The following is a 19,584-nucleotide window of genomic DNA, read 5'->3' on the forward strand; positions in this document are numbered from 1 at the left end:
GCCCGGCGCGGCGGCGTCTGTGCGATTCCGCCGACGGCTGCGTTCGGTTAGCCTAGGCGGCATGCGTCTTTTTTCCCTGGAAGGCAAGATTTTTGCGCTGCTCGGCGCGACCCTCGTCGTCGGTTGCGCGTTGACTGCGCTGTTCGCGTCGTGGCTGTCGCCGTGGCTCGCGGCCGCCGCGGCGTTCGCTGTGCTCGCGCTGCCGTCGGCGATGTTTGCGCATTCGGCGACTAAGCCCGCGCAGAGTCTCATGCGCGCGCTGTCGGGCGGCGTCGCGCGCTATCGCGACGGCGATTTCTCGACGTCGCTGGTGGAGACGCGCAGCGACGAATTCGGTGAGCTGATCGCCGCGCACAACGAACTCGGCCGCGTGCTGCGCGAGCAGCGCCAGAACCTGATCGAGCGCGAGCTGCTGCTCGACACGATGGTGCAGAACTCGCCGACCGCGCTCGTTCTGATCGACGCGGCGCAGTTCGTCGTCTACGCCAATCTCGCCGCACGCGCGCTGCTCAACGACGGCCGCGCGATGAACGGCATGGGTTTCGCCGAACTCGTCGAAGGCTGTCCGCCGGCATTGGGCTCGGCGCTGACCGGCCATCAGGACGGATTGTTCAGCGTCGACATCGACGGCGAGACCGAAGCCTTCCATCTCGCCCAGAAACATTTCCGCCTGCACGGCCGCAAGCATCGCATGCTGCTGATCAAGCGCCTGACGCGCGAACTGTCGCGCCAGGAAGTGCAGACCTGGAAAAAGGTGATCCGCGTGATCAGTCACGAGCTCAACAATTCGCTCGCGCCGATTTCCTCGCTCGCGCATTCCGGACGCGAACTCGCGCGCAAGGGCATGATCGACAAGCTCGCGACTGTGTTCGATACGATCGAGGATCGCGCGCGCCATCTGCACGGCTTCATTGGCGGCTATGCGGAATTCGCGAAGCTGCCGCAGCCGCGCATCGAAAGCGTGGCGTGGCCGCAATTCGTCGCCGCGCTCGCGCGCCAGTATCCGTTCCGCCTGGTCGGCGAGATGCCCAAGCGCGACGGCCGCTTCGATCGCGCTCAACTCGAACAGGTGCTGATCAATCTGCTCAAGAACGCGCACGAGGCCGGCGGCTCCGCCGACGACGTCGAACTCGCACTGACCGAACGCGGCAACGACGTGCGTATCGAGGTCAGCGACCGCGGCAGCGGCATGAGCGAGAACGTGCTCGCCAACGCGCTGCTGCCGTTTTATTCGACCAAGCGCAGCGGCACCGGCCTCGGTCTCGCGCTGGCGCGCGAGATCGTCGAGGCACACGGCGGCCGCGTGGCCCTGGCCAACCGCGAAGGCGGCGGTCTCGCGGTGACCCTGGTGCTGCCGCAGATCGCCTGACGGCAGGTTTGGTCGGAAGACGCTGGGGCACGCTAGCAGCGCGCCAGCCGCCGCAGTGCGAATGCCGCGAGCAGAAGCGCGCTGAGCCCGAGCATCGGCGTACCCAACGGCGCCGGCACGGCCGGCCCGGTGACCGGAGGCGCGGATACCGTCTGCGTCAGCGCGGCCTGGCTCGGCTGATAGCTGCCGCTCGCATCGGCATACAGTGCCGTGACCAGATGGCTGCCGGCGGCGAGCGGCGAGGCCGTGCATGTCGCGTTGCCGGCGCTGACCGCGGCGGTGCACAGCGTCGTTGCGCCGGCGCTGCCGTAGGCGTCGACGATCGTGACCGTGCCGCTCGACACCGTGCCGATCGGCGCCACCGCCGGTGCCGCGGCGTGCGGAATCGAGGCGGCGGCGAGCGTCGATACGGTCGCCGTGAAGACGACGCTCTGTGCCGTCGTAGACGGATTCGGCGACGAACTCAGGCCGGTCGACGTGGGCTGGGCGATCAGGGCGAAGCTGGCGCTGACGCTGCAGTCGGATTGGATCGGCCCGGTCGTGTACGTACCGCCGCTGAGGCTGCCGCCGCAGCCGCTCACGCTGACGACACGGTAGCCCGCGCTGGCGGCGACGGCGAAGGTCGTGCTTGCGCCGTGGTCTACGCTGCGGCTCGTCGGCGAGATGCTGCCGCCCGGTCCCGCGCTCGCACTGACCGTCCAGGTGCGGATCGTCGCCGAACACGTCGTGTTGCTGCCGCCGTTGGCGCCGCTGCAGGTCCACGTCCACGGATGACCGCTGCCGGCGACCGCGCTCGGTGTGCCGGCACTGCAGAGATTCGCACTCGGTATGGCGGTGAGCGTCTGCGCGTCGGCGCTGCCGCAGGCGCCGTTGACAGGATTGGCGCTGAACGTGGCGACCACGCTGCAATCGGCGACGACGGACGCGATCGAGATCGTGTTGCCGACGACGCTGGCGTTGCAACTGCCCGACACGCCGGCGAACGAGTAGCCCGGCGCGGGCGACACGGTGAAGTTCAGCGCCGCGCCGTGATCGACGGTCTGCGGCACGGCCGGGTTGATCGTGCCGCCGCTGCCAGCGACCGAGGGCGTCACTGTCCAGGTCTTGATCGTCGCCGTGCAGCTCGCGTTGCTGCCGCCGTTTGCGCCGCTGCAACTCCAGTTCCAAGGATGACCGTTACCGGCGACCACACTCGGTGTGCCGACGCTGCAGAGATTCGTGCTCGGCGCCGCGGTCAGCGTCTGTCCGTTCGACGCGCCGCAGACACCGTTGATCGGATTGGCGGTGAACGTGGCCGTGATCGCGCAGGCTTGGGTAATCGTGCCGCTGCTCCAGGTGCTGCCGCTCTGCACGGCCGGCGTGCAGTGGTCGCCGCTGACCGTGGCGATCGAATAGCCGGGAAGCGCAGAAACAGTGAAAGTCGTCGCGCTGCCGTAGTTGACCGGACTCTGCGTGGGCGCGGAGATCGTGCCGCCGCTGCCGCTGAGTGCCGTGGTGACGTTGAAGCTCGCAATGCTCGCCGAGCAATTCGTCGCATCGCTGCCGCCATTGCTGCCGGCGCAAGTCCAGGTCCACGGGCCGCTGCCGGCGAAGTTCTGCAGCGTACCGGCGGTGCACAGATTGGCGCTCGTCGCGGAAAGAGTGTTGAAGGTCTGGCCGCTCGCGCTGCCGCAGCTGCCGTTGAGCGGAATCGGTGTGAATACCGCATTGACGGCGCAATCGGCGCTGATCGGACCGGTGGTGTAGATTTTGTTGACCGCGTCGTAGCTGCCGTTGCCCGCGCCGCCGTTGCCGCAGGTGTCGGTGACGGCGACCGAATAGCCGGCGGCGAGTGTGATCGCGAAGGTCGTCGCGGCGTTGGCATTCACCGTTTGCGGTGTATTCGGCGCGATCGCATTTCCATTGCCGCCGCCGCTGACGTTCGGCGTGACTGTATAAGTGATCGTGCCGTTCAACGCCGCGAGCGCATTGCGCGCCGCGCCGCCTATGCTCGTGTAGCTGCCGCCCGCGTAGACGGTTCCGCCCGCGGCAATCGAGAGCGCGTAGACGGTGGTGCTCGGCGCGGGATTCCAGGTCGCATCGGTCGAACCGTCGGTGGCGAATTTGGCGAGCGCATTGCGCGTCGGCCCGGCGATGCTGAAGAAACCGCCGCCGGCGAAGATCGCGCCGGTCGCATCGAGCGCGATCGTACGTACGTCGCTGGTGATCGTCGGACTGAAGGTAGCGTCAACCGCGCCCGTGCCGGTGCCCGCTGCGCGTGCGAGGCTGCGGTGCGTCGATCCGCCGAACGAGGAAAAGCGGCCGCCTGTGAGTAGGTTGCCGCTGGCGTCGAGGGTCAGCGCATACACGGTGCTGTTCGCCGACGGATTCCACGTCGCATCGGCCGCGCCGCTGCCGGTCGTCGTCAGCTTGGCGACGCGGTTGCGCGTCTGTCCGCCGATGCTGGTGAAATCGCCGCCGACGAAAAGATTGCCCGCACCGTCGAGTGCGAACGCGTAAACGTTGTTGTTCGCTGCCGGATTCCAGGTCGCATCGGCCGCGCCGGTGCCGCTGCCCGCGAGCTTGGCAAGATAATTGCGCGATTGGCCGCCGATCGTGCTGAAGCCGCCGCCGCCGACGTAGACCGAACCGTCCGTATCGACGGCGAGAACATTGACCGAGCCGTTCGATTGCGGATTCCACGTCGCATCGACCGTGCCGTCGGCGCCGGCGAGTTTGGCGATGTAAGTGCGCGCGACGCCACCGAACATGCCGAAAAATCCGCCCGCGTAGACATCGCCGGCGGCATTCGTGGCGAGTGCGGAAATCGCGCCGTTGGCGGATGGATGCCAGTTCGGATCGAGGCTGCCGTCGGCCTGCAGGCGCAAAATATACTGGCGCGAGATCGTCGCGGCCTTGAGGAAATCGCCGGCGACGATGAGGCCGCCGTTCGGCTGGCGCGCGATCGCATTGACGATGGCGTTGGTCTCCGCATCGACCGCGGCGGTGGCCACGCCGCTCGTCGCGTCGATGCCGGCGAAACTGAGCCGCGGCAGGCTGCCGACGGTGGGGAATTTTCCGCCCGCGTAGACGGTGCCGTTCTGGCCGATCGCGACCGCGTTGGGGATACCGCCCATCGACGGGTTCCACGAATCGAGCGTGCCGACGCCGGCGCCGGCGAAGCGCGCGATGTAGTTGCGCGGCTGGCCCGCGCCGAGCGTGGTCGCGGCATTGGTGAAACCGCCCGTGGCGACGACATTGCCCGCGGCGTCGAGCGCGAGCGCGGAAACATAGCCGCCGGCGAACGGCTTCCAGGTTGCGTCGGGCGCGCCGTTGCCGCTGCCGGCGAGTTTGGCGATGAAGTAGTGCGTCTGCCCGCCGATCTGGGTGAACTGGCCGCCCGCATAAACATCGCCGCCGGCATTGACCGCGAGCGTGTAAACCGTACTCGCCGAGTTCGGGTCCCAGGTCGGATCGACTACGCCCGTTGCCGCGGCGATTTTCGCGACGCGATTGCGCGCGAGCGCACCGATGTTCTGGAAGTTGCCGCCCGCGTAGACATCGCCCGCCGCGTTGAGCGCGAGCGCCATGACCGTGCTGTCCGCAGACGGGTTCCAGGCCGCGTCGGCCGTACCCGCAGCACCGGTAAGTTTGGCGATGTAGTTGCGCGCCGCGCCGCCGATGTTCTTGAAGTAGCCGCCCGCGTAGACCTCGCCGCCGCTGCCGACCGCGAGCGCGGCAATGCTGTTGTCGGCCGTGGGGTTCCAGTTCGCATCGGCCGTCGCCGTGCCGCTGCCCGGCAACTTGGCGATGTTCTTGCGCGCTGCGCCGCCGATATTCTTGAAGCTGCCGCCGACGTAGACCGCGCCGCTCGTGGCGTCAACCGCGAGCGCGTAGACGTTGCCGTCGGGTGCAGGATTCCAGTCCGTATCGAGCGTACCGTCCGCTTTGAGTCGTGCGAGGTTCGCGCGCACGACGCCGTTGACGCTCTTGAAGTTGCCGCCGAACACCACGCCGCCGTCGGGCTGCACCGCGATCGCGTTGACCACGCCATTGGTGACCAGCGGCAGGTTCGGATTCGGCAGCGGCACCTGCGCCGCAATGGGCAGCGCGCAGACCAGCAGCAGAAGGAGAAGGAGGACGGAATGGACGGCGAACCGAATCTGCGGGCGTGCTGAAATCATGATGGCGTCCGTTGGCGAATGAGTCGGCGCGACCGCGCCCGCCGCATTGCTTGCAGCAGACGGATCGCACTCGCGAGGGGAAACGCAAAAGAACGCGCAAAACGACACGCCGGGAACGCTATTTTTCGGCCGAACTCGGCGAACGCCGTTGCTACGCCGATCGCGCAAGCAGGAAACGGGGCCGGAACCTCGCCGAACCGATCATCGAAGTGAACTGCGTCCGCATCGCGTTGACGAACCGCGAGGGCGGCAGCCTGGCGGTGGTGCCGATATTGCCGATGCGTCGAACTGCGCCGAAGCCGTGCGCCAGACGTTTTTGCACGGCTCGCGCCGAATTTCCGCGAAGGCGTTCACGGCGCGGTCTTGCCCGTGCACTCCAGTCCGTTGCCGAATGCGACGACGCCGTCGTAGTAGGCGTTGGTCGCGTCGTCCAGACTGGCGTAGGGGTAGAAGCCGAATCCGGGGTTGTACTCGGTGCTTCTTGCGGTCAACAGAGCGAGATACTCGCTTCCTTTATCCCAAACGCCGAGACCGAACGGAGAATAGGGGCTGATTGCGGTGATGCCTCCGTTCCTGCCGTTGACCATCCAGATCATCTCGTCGCCGGTCCATGGATTCTTAGCGGGTTCCGAAGTATGGAAAAACGACTGCTGACTGAATCCCGGTGCTTTGCAGGTGATCTGCACGCGCTGCCCGGCAGGAAGTTTCGGGAACAGGATTCCGCCGAAGGCCGTCGCGCAGACCATATAGGGATAGGAGGGATTGCACGCGCCGGACAGTTTGAACGCCTGAAAACGTATCGGGATGGTCTGCGGATTGAGAGTGATCTTGACGTGGTTGGTCTGCGGCAGAATGTAGAGGTTGTGCAGATCGGAACCGCCGACATCGACATAGGCGTAGACACTGACATAGGCGTCGCCGATGCCGCTGCCGGCCGTGTAGGTCGCGGCCGCGGGAATCGAGCTGGTTGGCGTCGGCACCAATGAACCGGGGCCGCTCATCGACCAGTGCCAGGTGACGGAGGAGCCCGGTGGTAGCGTCTCGGCGAAAGTTGCCTGCAGCGTGAGACTGCCGTTCGGCAGCACCTCGGCATTGTCGGGCGTGAGCCGGATGCTGAACATCTGCTTGAGCTGCACATAGGATTTCGCCGCGCCCACCGTAACGCGTTGGGCGTTGCCGAGTTCGTCGACGACGTGGCGATAGACCGTGACGTGGATGTCCTCGATTTCGCCGCCGAGGTTGTCGGACTTGCCGTTGTATACCGCGGTGCCGCTGGCACAGACGACCGTTTGCTGCACGGTCGACGTGGTTTGTCCCGCGCAGGTCAGCGCGCCGGCACGGCTTGCGGTCGTCCATTCGTATTCGAAGTTCGACGTGTCCTGTGCAGGATTGAAGCCGACCGTGAAGGTCGCGCGGCCGTTCTGGCGTTCAATCAAAGCGGATTCGGGCGAAAGGCTCACCGTCACCCCGTCGAGCGTCACCGTCGCGGTCGCGCGACCGAGCGATTGCTTCGCGCTGCCGACGCGACCGAACACCTCGACCGTAACCAGGTACTGCCCTTGCGAAGAGGGTGTGGTGACGAGATCGACGCGCGCCGACGTCGTTTCGAACGCGCGGCCATTGTTGCCGCCGCCGCTCAAAATCGCCAGGTTGTCGCCTTCGAGCGACCAGCGATAACTGAGATCGGCGTCGTCGTTGCCCGGCACCTTGGCGACGAAGCTCTGCGTGCCGCCCGCAGCGATCTTCGCTGCGTTGGGGCTGATCTTCACGTCGGGCTGCCAGAGCGTGACGTCGAAGAGGTTGGCGGAATCGCCGGTGTGCAAGTCTTTCCACTGGGCGCCGGTATCGGCCACCGCGCCGACGAGATACACGGCGGCGAGCGCGCGCACGGCGACGCGCATGTTGGCGAAGCGTGCTTGGCTGAGCCTGCCCGCCTTGATCTGCGCGGACAGCGCAGGATTCGTTTCAGCAACGAGGCCGACCATCATCTCGCGCTGCGCCGCAGTCTGTGCGCCGAAAGCCGCCGGATCGAGCGAGCCGCTGAATTGGTAGACCATGAATTGACAGACTTGGCGTAGCGAGATGCCGCTCGCGGCTTGCGCCCAGATCGCGGCGACACCGGCGTCCGTCGATGCGCTGGCACCGGCGATCAGGCGCGCGAAAGTCGCTTCGCTCACCGCGCCGCCACCGACGCCGAGCGCTTCGAGCAGGGCGCCGAAGGCGATATTGAACGCGGTTTGTGCGTACATCTGCTTCAGGTCGTCGCGCCATTGTGCGCTCGCCTGCGCATACTTCGAGTCGTTGAAGAATCCCGGTGTCGGCGCATCCCAGACTGGCGCGAGCACGACGAGATCGAAACGCGTCTTGTCCGCCTCGGCGTGCTGCTGTAGCGAGACCGAATCGGTCTGCACCGGCTGCCAGGGCGATCTGCCGTTGAATTCGAAAATGTCGCCGAGCGCGCTGAAGATCGACAGCGCCTGCGTGCTCGGCACTGCGATCGCCGCGCCGATCTGCTGCGGCGGCGCAAGCTCGATTTCGGTGCCGTCGCCCGCGGCAGGCCGGTAGGCTCTCTCGTACAAGCGTGCGAGCGCCGGGCGGCGTTTGTCGTTCTGGATCTTGAAGTTCGAGCTGCGGCCGTCCGCAATCACGCCGATGCCGTTCGGCGCATCGCTTGGGGTGATCAGCAGCAGCGGTTCGATCGCCGCGTTGGCGGCGGCTGCCGCTTTCGGCGTTGCAAGAGTTGCTGCGACGCGTGCCGCCGATAAGCCGCTGCTAGTGCCCCCGCGCAGGACTTTCGCCGCAGACAGCACCGCAGAAACGATGCCGTCGTCGAGACGTTCGATGGCGAACGGATCGCTGGCGAGGCGCGCAGCGATAGTTCTCTCCACGTCCGTCGTGGCCATGTTCTTGTCGATCAGTTCGATCAGTCTGCGCCGGTTTTCTTCCGGCACCTGCGTGCCGCCGAGAGCGAAGAACAGCAGGGCGACCGCGCTGCTGCGTGCATTCAGGCGCAGGCTCGGTGCGAGCGGATCGGCCATGCCGAGCAGCACGGCCTTGCCGCTCGCGTGGACGGCGGAAACGAGCGATGGTGCGCCGCTCGCGCGAGGCAGGACGGCGGTGCCGTCATCCGCGACGGGTATTTCCTGCGCCGCGCCGACGACCACGAGTTCAGTGGCATTGATGCCGCTCGGCACCTCCACTGCGGTCGCAAGCGAGAGTGCGGAAGCATCGCAGGGTTGGGCGAGCAGACGGACCAGCGCGATCTGGCCATACAGGCCCGCGTTCTCACCGGCATCGAAGCGGTAGTCCAGTTGCGCGCTATCGCACCCGGTGAAAATCAGCTGCGCGGTGCCGACGCGCTGGGTGGTGCTGCCACTGCCTGCGTCGAACTTGCCGTCGGACGTGGCGTAGATCGGCAGGTCGGACAGATGCGCCACATCGAAGCCAAGCGGCGCTTGTACGCTGAACCAGCGCGGCCCGGGCGATCGCGCGGCCTCGTTTGCATGAGTAAGCCATGCGCCGGACAAGCTGCCGTTGCGCTGGTCGAGATCGAGCAGAAAGCCCTGGCCGCTCGTCGCCGCTTGATACCACGAGCCCGACAGCGCCGCGGCGGGTGCGCCGGAGCTGGCCCCGCCCATCGGGTTGAGGCAAGTGAGACTGGGATTTTTGCGACGCAATGCCAGTGTGCCTTTGCGCTCGACGGAGTCGCCTGGCTCCTTGATCACATAGCGCAGCGAACCGCTGTAGCAATCGTCGAAACGCAGAACGGCTTGGCCGATCGTTTCCGTCTTTACCTGCGCGGGCGCGTCGAAACGACCGCCGCTCGAACGATGTAGGGTCAGTTGCGTATCCGGCTGGCCGCTGGAGACGTCGCCTTGCAAGGTGTACCAGCGCTGTGTTTCGGCACCGTTCGCAGCGGCGGTGCCGAAGGTGAGCCAGCCGCCGAGCAAGCGTCCCTTGCCTGGGCCGTTCGCGTCGGGCGCGATGTCGATGAAGATTTTCTGATCGGGCCTGGCCGGGTCCGACCAGGCGCCGGACAAGCCGCGTTGGTTCGGGTCGGCGGGAAAGAACCCCTGAGCGAAAACCAGCGGTGCGGCGAAAAGGCCGAGCAGGCCTACGATCAACGTCTTGCTGACGCGTATCGCGGATATCATGGCAAAACTCCCCAGGTGTACAAAAAAAACACTCGATGACACGCGCGATGCGCATGCACAGCGGGTGGTCGCCTAAGGGAAACGGAAAGCGAGGAAGAGAACGACACGCGGTGGACAAATCTTCCGCGCCACGGCAGTGTCATCGGCGGATGCCGGCGGATTGCTATACTTTTCGCACGCACCGGTACGTTGGGGAAATGGGGATGTCCGAGAGCGTGACCATGTTGATCGACGCAGCGAACGGCGGCGACGCCGAAGCGCTGAGGCGATTGTTCGCGCGCGTCTACGACGAGCTGAAGCGTCTCGCTCACATCCAGCTCGGCCGCGCCGGCGGCCAGACTCTCAACACGACCGGCCTCGTGCACGAGGCCTATCTCAAACTCGCCCAGCCGGGCGAAGGCGGACTGACCGATCGCGAACATTTCTTCTCGCTCGCCGCGCGCGCGATGCGCCAGATCGTCATCGACCGCGCGCGTGCGCAGATCGCGGAGAAGCGCGGCGGCGCGCAGCGCGATCTCGTCGACATCGACGCAGCGTTCGACGTCGCCAGCGGCGAACTCGGCCCCGAAGCGCTGCTGCGCTTGAACGAAGCGCTCGATCATTTCGCCGCCGAAGAGCCTCGCCTCGCACGGTTGATCGAATTACGCTTCTTCGCTGGTCTCGGCCTCGATCAGATCGCGGTGCTGCAGCAGGTCAGCGAACGCACGCTCAACCGCGACTGGCGGCAGGCGAAGGTGCGCCTCTATCTCGCCCTCAATCCCGACTAGCCGATGGCGTTTTCGATCTTCGATTCTCGTTTATCGCTGCGAGGATGAGAGGCAAGACGATGGCCGAGCCGCACCGCCTGCACGAGTTGTTCGATAGCGCGATCGATCTGCCGCCCGCGGAGCGCGCCGCCTTCGTCGCCGCCGCCTGCGGCGACGACCCGGCGCTGCGCGCGGCGCTGGAACGTTGGCTGCGCGCCGACGCTTCGCTCGGCACGTTTCTCGAAACGCCGCCGCCGTTGATCGCCGAGGCGCGGCCGGAAAATGTCGCGGACGCCGCGCCGCGCAGCTTCGGCCCGTGGCGCGTGCTGCGCTCGCTCGGCGTCGGCGGCATGGGCGAGGTGTGGCTGGCCGAGCGCGCCGACGGCGAGTACGAGCAGCGCGTGGCGATCAAGCAGGTCGCCTGGCCGACGCCGGGCCTGCTGCAGCGCTTTCGCCGCGAGCGGCAGATTCTCGCCCGGCTCGAACATCCGAACATCGCGCACCTGATCGACGGCGGCGTCGATGCGAACGGCTCGCCGTACTTCGCGATGGAATACATCGAAGGCGCGCCCGTCACCGCGTATGCGCAAGCGCATGCACTCAGCGTGCGCGCCTGCGTCGCCTTGTTGCTGCAAATTTGCGAAGGCGTGCGCTACGCCCACCAGAACCTGATCGTGCATCGCGACCTGAAGCCGTCGAATATTCTTGTCAGCGCGGACGGCGTGCCCAAACTGCTCGACTTCGGCATCGCGAAAATTCTCGCCGCGAGCGAGATCGATTCCGCGCCGGCGACCGGAACCGGCCAGCATCTGCTGACCTTGGACTACGCCGCGCCCGAGCAGTACCGCGGCGCGGTGGTGACCACGGCCACGGACGTCTACGCGCTCGGCGTCGTGTTACATGAACTGCTGACCGGCCTGCGCCCGTTCGCGCGCGCAGGCGAGGGCGCAGCGCGCATGCAAGCCGTGCTGCACGATGAGCCCGCTTTGCCGAGTGCCGGCGTCGAGGCGAAGTTCGCCGATGCCGCTGCGCGCCGGCGCGCGCTGCGCGGCGATCTCGACAGCATCCTGCTGACCGCACTCGCGCGCGATCCGCAGCGCCGCTATGCCTCCGCCGAAGCCTTCGCCGCCGATCTGCGCAATTATCTCGAAGGCCGCCCGGTCGGCGCGCGCGGGCATGGGAATTTTTATACTTTGCGCAAATTCGCCGCGCGCAACCGCGCCGGCGTCGCCGCGGCGGTGGTGGCCGCCGTCGCCCTCGTCGCGGGACTCGCGGTTGCACTCGCGCAACGCCAGGCCGCGCTGCGCGAACGCGACGAAGCCGAGCGCCAGACCGCGGTTGCCGAAGCGGTGAAGAATTTTCTCAATGAAGACGTGATCCGCGCGGCGAGCCCGTTTCTCAAGACGTCGCTCAAGGACGTGACGGTGCGCGAAGCGATCGAACGCGGTGCGGGCAAGATCGACGGGCGCTTCAAGGGACAGCCTGCGGTCGAGTTGGAAACGCGCATCGAACTCGGCGCGTTGTTCCTGCAAATCGGCGAACCCGACAGAGCCGAGGCGCAGTACCGCGCCGCGGTGCAGCTCGGCAGTGCATCCGTCGACGTGCCCGCGGCCAAAGCGCAGCTGGCCCGCTACAGTCTGGCGCAGGCGCTGGCGCAACGGTCGAAGAACGACGAGGCGAAGACGCTGCTCGAAGCGACGGACAAACTCGCGCAGGCGCAGGACGAGCGCGATCCGCGCCTGTCTTCGACGCGCAACAGCGCCTGGGGCACGTACTACTATCATCTGGGCAATCCGCTGAAGGCGCTGCCGTACTACGAGCGCAGCGTGGCCGATTTCATTCGCTGGCAGCCCGACAACGAGCTGGTGCTCGCCTCGCGCATGATCAACCTCGCCAGCGTCAAGCTCACCACCGGCGACATCGAAGCCGGCGAGCGCGGCGTGCGCGAGGCGATGGCGTCGCTCGAGCGCAGCGACGGCAAGCAGACGTTCGGTTACGGAATGGCCTTGAGCCTGTTGGGCCGGATGCGTTTCTTTCGCCACGACTACGCCGGAGCGGAGCAACTGTGCACGCAGGCGGCGACCATGCTGCGCGCGATTCTCGGCGGCGACGTCGCTTTCGTCGCTGACGCGGTGACGATATTGAGCCGCCTGCAAACCGCGACCGGGCGCTACGCCGAGGCGGCCGACAGCGCGCGCCTCGTGTACGAGGCTTATCTGAGCAGCATCGGCGCCACCGGCTTCAACACCCAGGTGTACCGCATGTTCCTCGGTCATGCCGAATATCTCGCCGGGCAGCGGGAACTCGGTCTGAAGACGTCCGAGGAAGGTCTCGTGGCGCTGTCCGCGATCGTGCCGCCCGACCATATCTCGCTGCAACTGATGAAGTTCCACCTCGCCAGCGACTATCTCGACTTCGATGCGTCGCGAAGCACGGCGGCGCGCACGATCGTCGATGCGCTCGACGTCGATGCGCTGCAGCGCATCAGTCCCGAAGGCGACTGGCCGGCACGGCTGGCCGCGTTGCACGGGCAGATCGCGTTCTATGACGGCGATCGAGAACGCGCGCGTGGCCTGCTCGAACCGGCGATCGCGACGATGACGCAGATGAATTCCGCGCGCTTCGAAATCGAGCGCGCGCAGCGCACGCTGCAAAAACTCGACGACCGCGGCCGTTGAGCCGCTGCCGGCGGTGGCTCGCACCGCGCCACGAAGTCTTCACGAAACCGGCGGGCGTCCACGGTATACTCGAAACACTTAAACGGTGAATCGGGGAGACGGGCATGGGCGGCAGCGGCGTACTGGCACTGGTGATCGTGATTCTGATCTTCGTCGCGATCTCGAAGACGATCCGCATCGTGCCGCAGGGCTACGAGTGGACCAAGGAAACGTTCGGCCGCTACACCTCGACGATGTCGCCGGGCCTGCACATTCTCGTGCCGATCTATCACACGGTCGGGCGCAAGATGAACATGATGGAACAGGTGCTCGACGTGCCGAGCCAGGACGTCATCACCAAGGACAACGCGGTCGTGCGCGTGGACGGTGTGGTGTTCTACCAAGTGCTCGACGCGGCCAAGGCGGCGTACGAGGTCGCCAATCTCAATCAGGCGATCCTCAACCTGATCATGACCAACATCCGCACCGTGCTCGGCTCGATGGATCTCGACGAGTCGCTGTCCAAGCGCGACGAGATCAATGCGCGCCTGCTCAAGGTCGTCGACGAGGCGACGCACCCCTGGGGTCTCAAGTGCAACCGCATCGAGATCAAGGACATCCAACCGCCGCAGAACCTGATCGATTCGATGGCGCGGCAGATGAAAGCCGAGCGCGAGAAGCGCGCGAACATTCTCGAAGCGGAAGGCCTGCGTCAATCGGCGATCCTCAAGGCCGAAGGCGAAAAGCAAGCCGTGATCCTCGCCGCCGAAGGCAAGCGCGAGGCGGCGTTCCGCGAAGCCGAGGCGCGCGAACGTTCCGCGCAGGCCGAAGCGAAGGCGACCGAAATGGTGTCGCAGTCGATCCGCGCCGGCGACATCAACGCGATCAACTACTTCGTCGCGACCAAGTACGTCGATGCGCTCAAGGCGATGGTCGGCGCGCCGAATCAGAAGATCATGCTGCTGCCGATGGAAGCGACCGGCGTGCTCGGCTCGCTGGCCGGCATCGCGGAACTGGCCAAGTCCAGTCTGCAGGAGCAGCAGGGCGCATCGGCGCCGAAGCCGGCAGCGCCCGCGCGCGCGCCGGCGCTGCCGCCGAATTATCAGGCTTGATGCGCTTTTCTCCGTTGCGGAGAAAGCGCGCGAACGGCGGATGACGGAAAGGCGCCGCCGCTTCGCGCTCAGCAATAGACAGGAACGCCTTTCCTTATCCGTCGCGCCATGCGCGCCGATTTCTCCCGCCGGGAGAGATGCGAAGCCAGGAACCATGCCATGCATTACGGTTGGTGGATACTCGCCTTTGTCCTGATCGGCGCCGAGCTGCTCGCGCCGGGCTATTTTCTGATCTGGATCGGCTTCGCCGCGGCCGCGCTCGGCGCCGTCACGTTCTTCACCCCGGAGCTGTCGCTTCTGGTCCAGGCCGTGCTCTTCGCCGTGCTCGCGCTGATCAGTTGCTTCATTTATTGGCGTTTCGTGCGCAAAGTCGTCAACGAAAGCAGTGACCGGCCGCTGCTCAACCGTCGCGCCGAGCAGTTCATCGGCCAGCGCTACACGCTGGAGACGGCGATCGTCGGCGGCAAAGGCAAGGTGCGCATCGGCGATTCACCGTGGCTCGCGGAAGGGCCGGATCTGCCGGCCGGCGCCGAAGTCGAAGTGGTCGGCGTCGACGGCACGACGGTGAAGGTGCACGCGGTTCGACAGTGACGAGGAAGCGCTCGGCGGTTTTCTTCACGCGAGCATGCCATGTCGAACCATGCGCTGACCCTGCAGCTTCTCGAATGGATCGCCGCGGCACCGCGTTCCTATCGCGAAACGATGGACGCGTGGCGCAGCAATTGCCCGCGGCTGTCGATCTGGGAGGACGCCTGCATCGACGGCCTGATCGATGCGAGCGACAGCCGTGCGATGGCGCTGACCGACAAAGGCCACGCCTTCCTGCTCACCGCCGCGAACGATCGCGCGACGGCAGGAATGCCGGGATGAGCGCATGAAGATCGGTATACTCGACGACTACCACGACACGCTGCGCACGCTGCCTTGCTACGCCAAGCTCGCGCGCCACGAAGTCGTGATCTGGAACGATCATGTGCAGAACATCGACCTGCTTGCCGAGCGGCTCAAGGACATCGAGGCGCTGGTGCTGATCCGCGAACGCACGCAGATAAGCGCTCCCTTGCTCGAGCGCCTTCCGGCGCTGCGTCTGATCAGCCAGCGCAGTGTCTATCCGCACATCGACATCGACGCCTGCACGCGCTTCGGCGTGATCGTGTCGTCGAATATGCACAGCGACACGCCGTCCTATGCGGCGGCGGAACTGACCTGGGGCCTCGTGCTCGCGGCGATGCGTTCGATCCCGCAGCAGATGGCATCGCTCAAGGCCGGCACCTGGCAGACCGGCGTGGGCTGGACATTGCGCGGCAAGCGCTTCGGCATCTACGGCTACGGGCGCATCGGCGCCGTCGTGGCCGGCTATGCGCGCGCCTTCGGCATGGACGTCGTGGTCTGGGCGCGCGAGGAGTCGCGCCGCCACGCGCAGGCGGACGGCTATCGCTGCGCCGACGACAAGGCCGCCTTTTTCCGCGACTGCGACGTGATCTCGCTGCATATGCGTCTGCTCGACGCCACGCGCGGCATCGTCAGCGCCGACGATCTGCGCACGATGAAACCGACCGCGTTGCTGGTCAACACGAGCCGCGCGGGCCTGATCGCGCCGGGCGCGCTCGAAGCCGCCTTGGACGCGGGGCGGCCCGGCATGGCGGCACTCGATGTCTTCGACGTCGAGCCCTTGCGCGACCGCGAACATCCGCTGTTGCGCCGGGACAATGTGGTCTGCACGCCGCATATCGGCTACGTCACGCGCGATGAATACGATCTGCAGTTCGCCGATGTGTTCGATCAGATCCTCGCCTACGACCAGGGCGCTCCGATCCACGTCGTCAATCCGGCCGTATTGGCGAACGCCAAACCGAGACGGTGAAACGGCCGCGCGCTGGCGAATCTACGACGCGAACAGACGCACGAATTTTTCGAGTTCTGCGGCGTCCATGTCGGTAACGATCGCGGCCGGTTGATCGCCGAGACGCAGCGGTTCGAGACGATAACCGTTTTGTGCGGAGGAAGCCGCGAGGTTTGCCGTGGCGTTTTCCGCGAGCACGAACACGTCGATCAAGTGCTGTCCATGCCGGTACACGAGCACCGGCACGCGCGCGCTGCCGACGTAGTCGATGCGGCCGCCGACGAGAACGAAGCCCTGCTCGGCGAAATCGCGCACGACCGGCGCGACGCCGACCTTGCCCTCGAACCACGGTTTGACCGTGTGCCGGTCGGTCGAGACGACGTCGACGGGCGAGGTCGCCGCGAGCGCGCGCCAATGGCTTGCGAACAGATCACGCGCGAGTTGGGTACCGGCAGGCGCTTCGGCGGTCTCGGCGTTGCGCGGCGATCCTTGCCAGAGGGAGGTGGCGACGCCGCCGGCGACGAAGGCGAGCAACGTCGATGCGACATAGGCGAGCCAGCGCGGCGGGCGATGCGAGCGTCGCGCAGGAATCGACTCGCTCCGACTTGCCTGTGCCGCGGCGAGCTTTTCGATGCGCTTGCGCAGCAGGTCGGGGGCAGTATGGCGCGGCGCATCGTCGCGCAGGGTTCGGCGCAGATCGTCGAGGCCGATCAGCGCGGCGCGGCAATCGGCGCACTCGTCGAGATGCGCTTCGAATTCGCGGCTTGCGGCGCGGTCGAGTTCGCCGTCGAAGTAGAGCGGCAGGTTGGCTTGTGCGGTCTTATGGTCCATGTGTCACCTTGCCGGCCGCGGTTCCGGCCAGGGCTTTTTGCAGCAGCGCGCGCCCGCGCGCGAGGCGCGACATGACGGTGCCGATCGGCGTCTGCAGCACCTCGGCGATTTCGCGGTAGGAGAGTTCTTCGATCTCGCGCAGGATCAATGCTTCGCGGAACTCGATCGGCAGATTGTTGAGATGGTGCACGATCAGCGCCTGGCGCTGCGCATGGTCGATGCGGTCCTCGACGTCGCCGGCCTCGCTGTGCGGCAGCAATTGTTCGGCGCGATCGCTGCCGCCGGTCGTGTCGTCGATGGAGACGTTGCGCCGGTCGCGGCTGCGCGTATCGAGCCGGGCCAGGCAGCAGTTGCGCACGATCGCGAGCCACCAGGCGCGTGCGTTGCCGCCCGCGTAGGTATCGGCCGACTTCGTCGCGCGCAGAAACGCGTCGTGCACGGCGTCGGCCGCGTCGTGCTCATTGCCGAGCAGCCAGCGGCCGAGGCTGTACGCCGCGTCGAGATGACGCTGCGCGAGTTCGCCGACAAAGTCCTGGCTGGCTGCCGCGGTCATTCGCTATGCCTGTCCGCCGATCGAATCGATGCCCAGTTTACGTCGGCAGCATACGCTGCAGCACGTTATCGCGGTCGACGAAGCGATGTTTCAGTGCCGCACCGATATGTCCGACGATGAGGATGACCAGCACCCAGACCAGGGTTTCGTGCAAGGTGTCGGTCAGCAGACGCAGCGGTTCGTTCTTGCCGATGAACACGGGCAGATCGCCGAGGCCGAAGAAATTGACCGGATGCGCGCCGGCGAGACGGTGGACGTAGCCGGTCAGCGGCACGACCAGCATCAATATATAAAGTGTCCAGTGCAGCACGTGCGAGGCGGTTTGCTGCCAGGACGGAATGGCCGCGGGCAGCGCCGGCGGCCGGTGAGTCAGGCGCCACGCCCAGCGCAGCACGGCGACCATGAAGATCAGACTGCCGAACGACGCATGGAAGAACAGCGCGTTGTCGCGCTCGGGCGTTCCCTTCGGAAACGACTCCATGTACAGCCCGATGGCGACGTTGGCGAAGATCAGCAGCGCGATCAGCCAGTGCAGCGCGATCGCCACCTTGGTGTAGGACGTGGGAGTAGAGCTTGCCATCGTGTGTTCCTTGCCTCGCGGCTTGTGTTGTCAGTGTTTGCGGATATGCACGACGCCGGTCATGAACGGGTGCACGGTGCAGAAGTATTGAAAGTCGCCTTCCTCGGTGAAGGTGTGCTCGAACTTGTCGCCGGTATCGAGCGCCTTCGAATCGACGCTCTTGTCGCGCGCAGTCACGGTGTGCGGGACTTCGTCGCTGTTGGTCCAGACGATCTTCGTGCCCGGCGCGACGGTGATTTCTTTCGGCGCGAAGGTGAACTTGGTGATCTCGATGGTCGGCGCGGGCGCCGTCGCTGCGATCAGCGACGGCGCGACGAAGGCGATCGAGAAAACCGCGGCGAGAAACAGGACGCTGCCGCCGCGGCGAGTGAGGGAACGCGAAATGGAGTTACACATATATATAGAGGTATGTCGTAAGGGTGGCTTGGTCGGTTGGCGTCATCGCGTGCGGGAATGACGCGCTTTATCCGCGTTCGAGTGGCCGGTCGATCAGCGCGAGTTCGCGCCGGCCGCGCACGAGGTTGAGCTGGCGCGTGCCGAGCAACTTGCCGAGTTCGCCGGCCGGCACCTTGAGCGGCCCCGGTTCGCCGATGCCCGCCTGACCCGGTGTCGGCAGCGGATAGGCGAGCGACATCGCGGTGTGCAAGGCGACGTTGCCTTCGACCTTTTGCAGCACCTGATGGATATGCCCGTTGAGCACGGTGACCGATCCGAACGGACGCAGCAGAGCGAGTGCCTGCGCGGCGTCGGCGGTGCCCCAGCCCCACGGCTCCCACACCGTCCACATCGGGATGTGCGCGAGCACGACGACCGGCGTGGAATGCGAAACGCCGGCAAGATCGGTCTTGAGCCACGCAAGCTGCTCGTCGCCGAGCGAGGTCATCGTGCCCATCTTGAAGTTGAGCGTGTTGGTCAGGCCGACGAAATGCACGCCGCCCTGGTCGAAGCTGTACCAGCCGCGGCCCTTGCCGTCGTGGTCGAAAAACTTGAGATAGCCTTCGAGGCCGTTGTCGATCGTGTCGTGCTCGCCGGGGACGGTGTGCACGCGGTCGACCTTTAGCTCCTGCAGAAGCTCGCGCGCCTGGCCGAACTCTTCCGCCTTGGACAGGTGCGAGACGTCGCCGGTGTGCACGACGAAAGCCGGCGCCTGCGGCAGCGCGCGGATGTCGGCGATCGCGCGGCGCAGCGAACCGACCACGTCGGGGTTGGCGTCTTTCTTGAAGCCGATGTGCGTGTCGCTGATCTGCACGAAGGTCAGCGCGTTCGGAGCGGCTGCCGCGGTTTTGCCGTCGCTAGTTGCGCCGAGTGCGCGCGGAATGCCGCCGGCGACGGTCCAGACCACGGCCGCGCCGGTCCAGGCGGCGAGGCAGCCGAGCGCTTTGCGGCGGTGCGGGTCGTGCGTATCTTGTTGCGGCGGGAGCTGTATCGAATCGTAAGTTTTCATGGCGGTTTCCTGGCGGCGAGCGGGGGACTCAACCGACAAGATCGTCCAGGGCGCGGTTTTATTCCCGCCTCGGAAACTCCGCCTGTACGCCAGTTTGCCTATGCGATAATGCGCAGCATTCCAATGGACGGT

14 protein-coding genes are annotated in these 19,584 nt (G+C 66.1%); 7 read left to right on the plus strand and 7 right to left on the minus strand.

The annotated features are described in order from the left end of the window. Nucleotides 1-61: 61 nt before the first annotated feature. A complete protein-coding gene (locus FFS30_RS13745; protein WP_137913747.1) occupies nucleotides 62-1,369 on the plus strand; it encodes an ATP-binding protein in 1,308 nt (435 codons plus the stop codon). Between the two features lie 32 nt (nucleotides 1,370-1,401). On the opposite strand, the gene FFS30_RS13750 is transcribed toward FFS30_RS13745, so the two are convergent. Both FFS30_RS13750 and FFS30_RS13755 read right to left on the minus strand, forming a co-directional pair. Then, nucleotides 1,402-5,532, minus strand: a complete 4,131-nt coding sequence (locus FFS30_RS13750) for an Ig-like domain repeat protein (RefSeq protein ID WP_137913748.1) — start codon at nucleotides 5,530-5,532, stop codon at nucleotides 1,402-1,404. A gap of 350 nt (nucleotides 5,533-5,882) precedes the next feature. Further along, the gene (locus FFS30_RS13755; RefSeq protein ID WP_137913749.1) at nucleotides 5,883-9,686 is read right to left on the minus strand and encodes a hypothetical protein; all 3,804 of its coding nucleotides are present in this window, start codon (nucleotides 9,684-9,686) and stop codon (nucleotides 5,883-5,885) included. A 221-nt stretch (nucleotides 9,687-9,907) separates the two neighbouring features. Between FFS30_RS13755 and FFS30_RS13760 the strand changes: the two genes are divergently transcribed. The 6 genes from FFS30_RS13760 to FFS30_RS13785 all read left to right on the plus strand — a co-directional run bounded on the left by FFS30_RS13760 (nucleotide 9,908) and on the right by FFS30_RS13785 (nucleotide 16,065). Next, complete coding sequence (locus tag FFS30_RS13760) at nucleotides 9,908-10,453, plus strand: ECF-type sigma factor (protein ID WP_212742475.1); 546 nt, start codon at nucleotides 9,908-9,910, stop codon at nucleotides 10,451-10,453. Between the two features lie 59 nt (nucleotides 10,454-10,512). Further along, a complete protein-coding gene (locus FFS30_RS13765) occupies nucleotides 10,513-13,110 on the plus strand; it encodes a serine/threonine-protein kinase (protein WP_171014609.1) in 2,598 nt (865 codons plus the stop codon). Between the two features lie 104 nt (nucleotides 13,111-13,214). Next, complete coding sequence (locus FFS30_RS13770; RefSeq protein ID WP_137913752.1) at nucleotides 13,215-14,201, plus strand: SPFH domain-containing protein; 987 nt, start codon at nucleotides 13,215-13,217, stop codon at nucleotides 14,199-14,201. Nucleotides 14,202-14,360: 159 nt separating this feature from the next. Further along, entirely contained in the window at nucleotides 14,361-14,792 is a 432-nt protein-coding gene (locus FFS30_RS13775) for an NfeD family protein (RefSeq protein ID WP_137913753.1), read from the plus strand. A gap of 39 nt (nucleotides 14,793-14,831) precedes the next feature. Beyond that, on the plus strand, nucleotides 14,832-15,071 hold the full coding sequence (locus FFS30_RS13780; protein WP_137913754.1) for a hypothetical protein: 240 nt from the start codon (nucleotides 14,832-14,834) through the stop codon (nucleotides 15,069-15,071). 4 nt (nucleotides 15,072-15,075) lie between these two features. Further along, the gene (locus FFS30_RS13785) at nucleotides 15,076-16,065 is read left to right on the plus strand and encodes a D-2-hydroxyacid dehydrogenase family protein (RefSeq protein WP_137913755.1); all 990 of its coding nucleotides are present in this window, start codon (nucleotides 15,076-15,078) and stop codon (nucleotides 16,063-16,065) included. Nucleotides 16,066-16,086: 21 nt separating this feature from the next. On the opposite strand, the gene FFS30_RS13790 is transcribed toward FFS30_RS13785, so the two are convergent. The 5 genes from FFS30_RS13790 to FFS30_RS13810 all read right to left on the minus strand — a co-directional run bounded on the left by FFS30_RS13790 (nucleotide 16,087) and on the right by FFS30_RS13810 (nucleotide 19,452). Further along, nucleotides 16,087-16,875: a zf-HC2 domain-containing protein gene (locus FFS30_RS13790; RefSeq protein ID WP_137913756.1), complete on the minus strand. Its 789-nt coding sequence runs from the start codon at nucleotides 16,873-16,875 to the stop codon at nucleotides 16,087-16,089. After that, entirely contained in the window at nucleotides 16,865-17,428 is a 564-nt protein-coding gene (locus FFS30_RS13795) for a sigma-70 family RNA polymerase sigma factor (protein ID WP_137913757.1), read from the minus strand. Before FFS30_RS13795 ends, FFS30_RS13790 begins: the two co-directional genes overlap by 11 nt. A gap of 37 nt (nucleotides 17,429-17,465) precedes the next feature. Next, the gene (locus tag FFS30_RS13800) at nucleotides 17,466-18,008 is read right to left on the minus strand and encodes a cytochrome b (protein ID WP_137913758.1); all 543 of its coding nucleotides are present in this window, start codon (nucleotides 18,006-18,008) and stop codon (nucleotides 17,466-17,468) included. A gap of 30 nt (nucleotides 18,009-18,038) precedes the next feature. Then, nucleotides 18,039-18,404, minus strand: coding sequence for a cupredoxin family copper-binding protein (locus FFS30_RS13805; protein WP_137913759.1), 366 nt, complete (start codon nucleotides 18,402-18,404; stop codon nucleotides 18,039-18,041). A 67-nt stretch (nucleotides 18,405-18,471) separates the two neighbouring features. Beyond that, the gene (locus FFS30_RS13810) at nucleotides 18,472-19,452 is read right to left on the minus strand and encodes a metallophosphoesterase (protein WP_137913760.1); all 981 of its coding nucleotides are present in this window, start codon (nucleotides 19,450-19,452) and stop codon (nucleotides 18,472-18,474) included. Nucleotides 19,453-19,584 lie beyond the last annotated feature (132 nt).

The sequence above is a fragment of the Rudaea sp. 3F27F6 genome (genome assembly GCF_005503555.1).
Lineage (GTDB): Bacteria > Pseudomonadota > Gammaproteobacteria > Xanthomonadales > Rhodanobacteraceae > Rudaea.

What these genes read in the sequence shown, in the direction of transcription:
- FFS30_RS13775 (WP_137913753.1), top strand. Translation starts at nt 14,361, where the DNA reads ATGCATTACGGTTGGTGGATACTCGCCTTTGTCCTGATCGGCGCCGAG.
- FFS30_RS13780 (WP_137913754.1), top strand. Translation starts at nt 14,832, where the DNA reads ATGTCGAACCATGCGCTGACCCTGCAGCTTCTCGAATGGATCGCCGCG.
- FFS30_RS13795 (WP_137913757.1), bottom strand. Translation starts at nt 17,428, where the DNA reads ATGACCGCGGCAGCCAGCCAGGACTTTGTCGGCGAACTCGCGCAGCGT.
- FFS30_RS13790 (WP_137913756.1), bottom strand. Translation starts at nt 16,875, where the DNA reads ATGGACCATAAGACCGCACAAGCCAACCTGCCGCTCTACTTCGACGGC.
- FFS30_RS13810 (WP_137913760.1), bottom strand. Translation starts at nt 19,452, where the DNA reads ATGAAAACTTACGATTCGATACAGCTCCCGCCGCAACAAGATACGCAC.
- FFS30_RS13760 (WP_212742475.1), top strand. Translation starts at nt 9,908, where the DNA reads ATGTTGATCGACGCAGCGAACGGCGGCGACGCCGAAGCGCTGAGGCGA.
- FFS30_RS13800 (WP_137913758.1), bottom strand. Translation starts at nt 18,008, where the DNA reads ATGGCAAGCTCTACTCCCACGTCCTACACCAAGGTGGCGATCGCGCTG.
- FFS30_RS13805 (WP_137913759.1), bottom strand. Translation starts at nt 18,404, where the DNA reads ATGTGTAACTCCATTTCGCGTTCCCTCACTCGCCGCGGCGGCAGCGTC.
- FFS30_RS13770 (WP_137913752.1), top strand. Translation starts at nt 13,215, where the DNA reads ATGGGCGGCAGCGGCGTACTGGCACTGGTGATCGTGATTCTGATCTTC.
- FFS30_RS13755 (WP_137913749.1), bottom strand. Translation starts at nt 9,686, where the DNA reads ATGATATCCGCGATACGCGTCAGCAAGACGTTGATCGTAGGCCTGCTC.
- FFS30_RS13785 (WP_137913755.1), top strand. Translation starts at nt 15,076, where the DNA reads ATGAAGATCGGTATACTCGACGACTACCACGACACGCTGCGCACGCTG.
- FFS30_RS13765 (WP_171014609.1), top strand. Translation starts at nt 10,513, where the DNA reads ATGGCCGAGCCGCACCGCCTGCACGAGTTGTTCGATAGCGCGATCGAT.
- FFS30_RS13750 (WP_137913748.1), bottom strand. Translation starts at nt 5,532, where the DNA reads ATGATTTCAGCACGCCCGCAGATTCGGTTCGCCGTCCATTCCGTCCTC.
- FFS30_RS13745 (WP_137913747.1), top strand. Translation starts at nt 62, where the DNA reads ATGCGTCTTTTTTCCCTGGAAGGCAAGATTTTTGCGCTGCTCGGCGCG.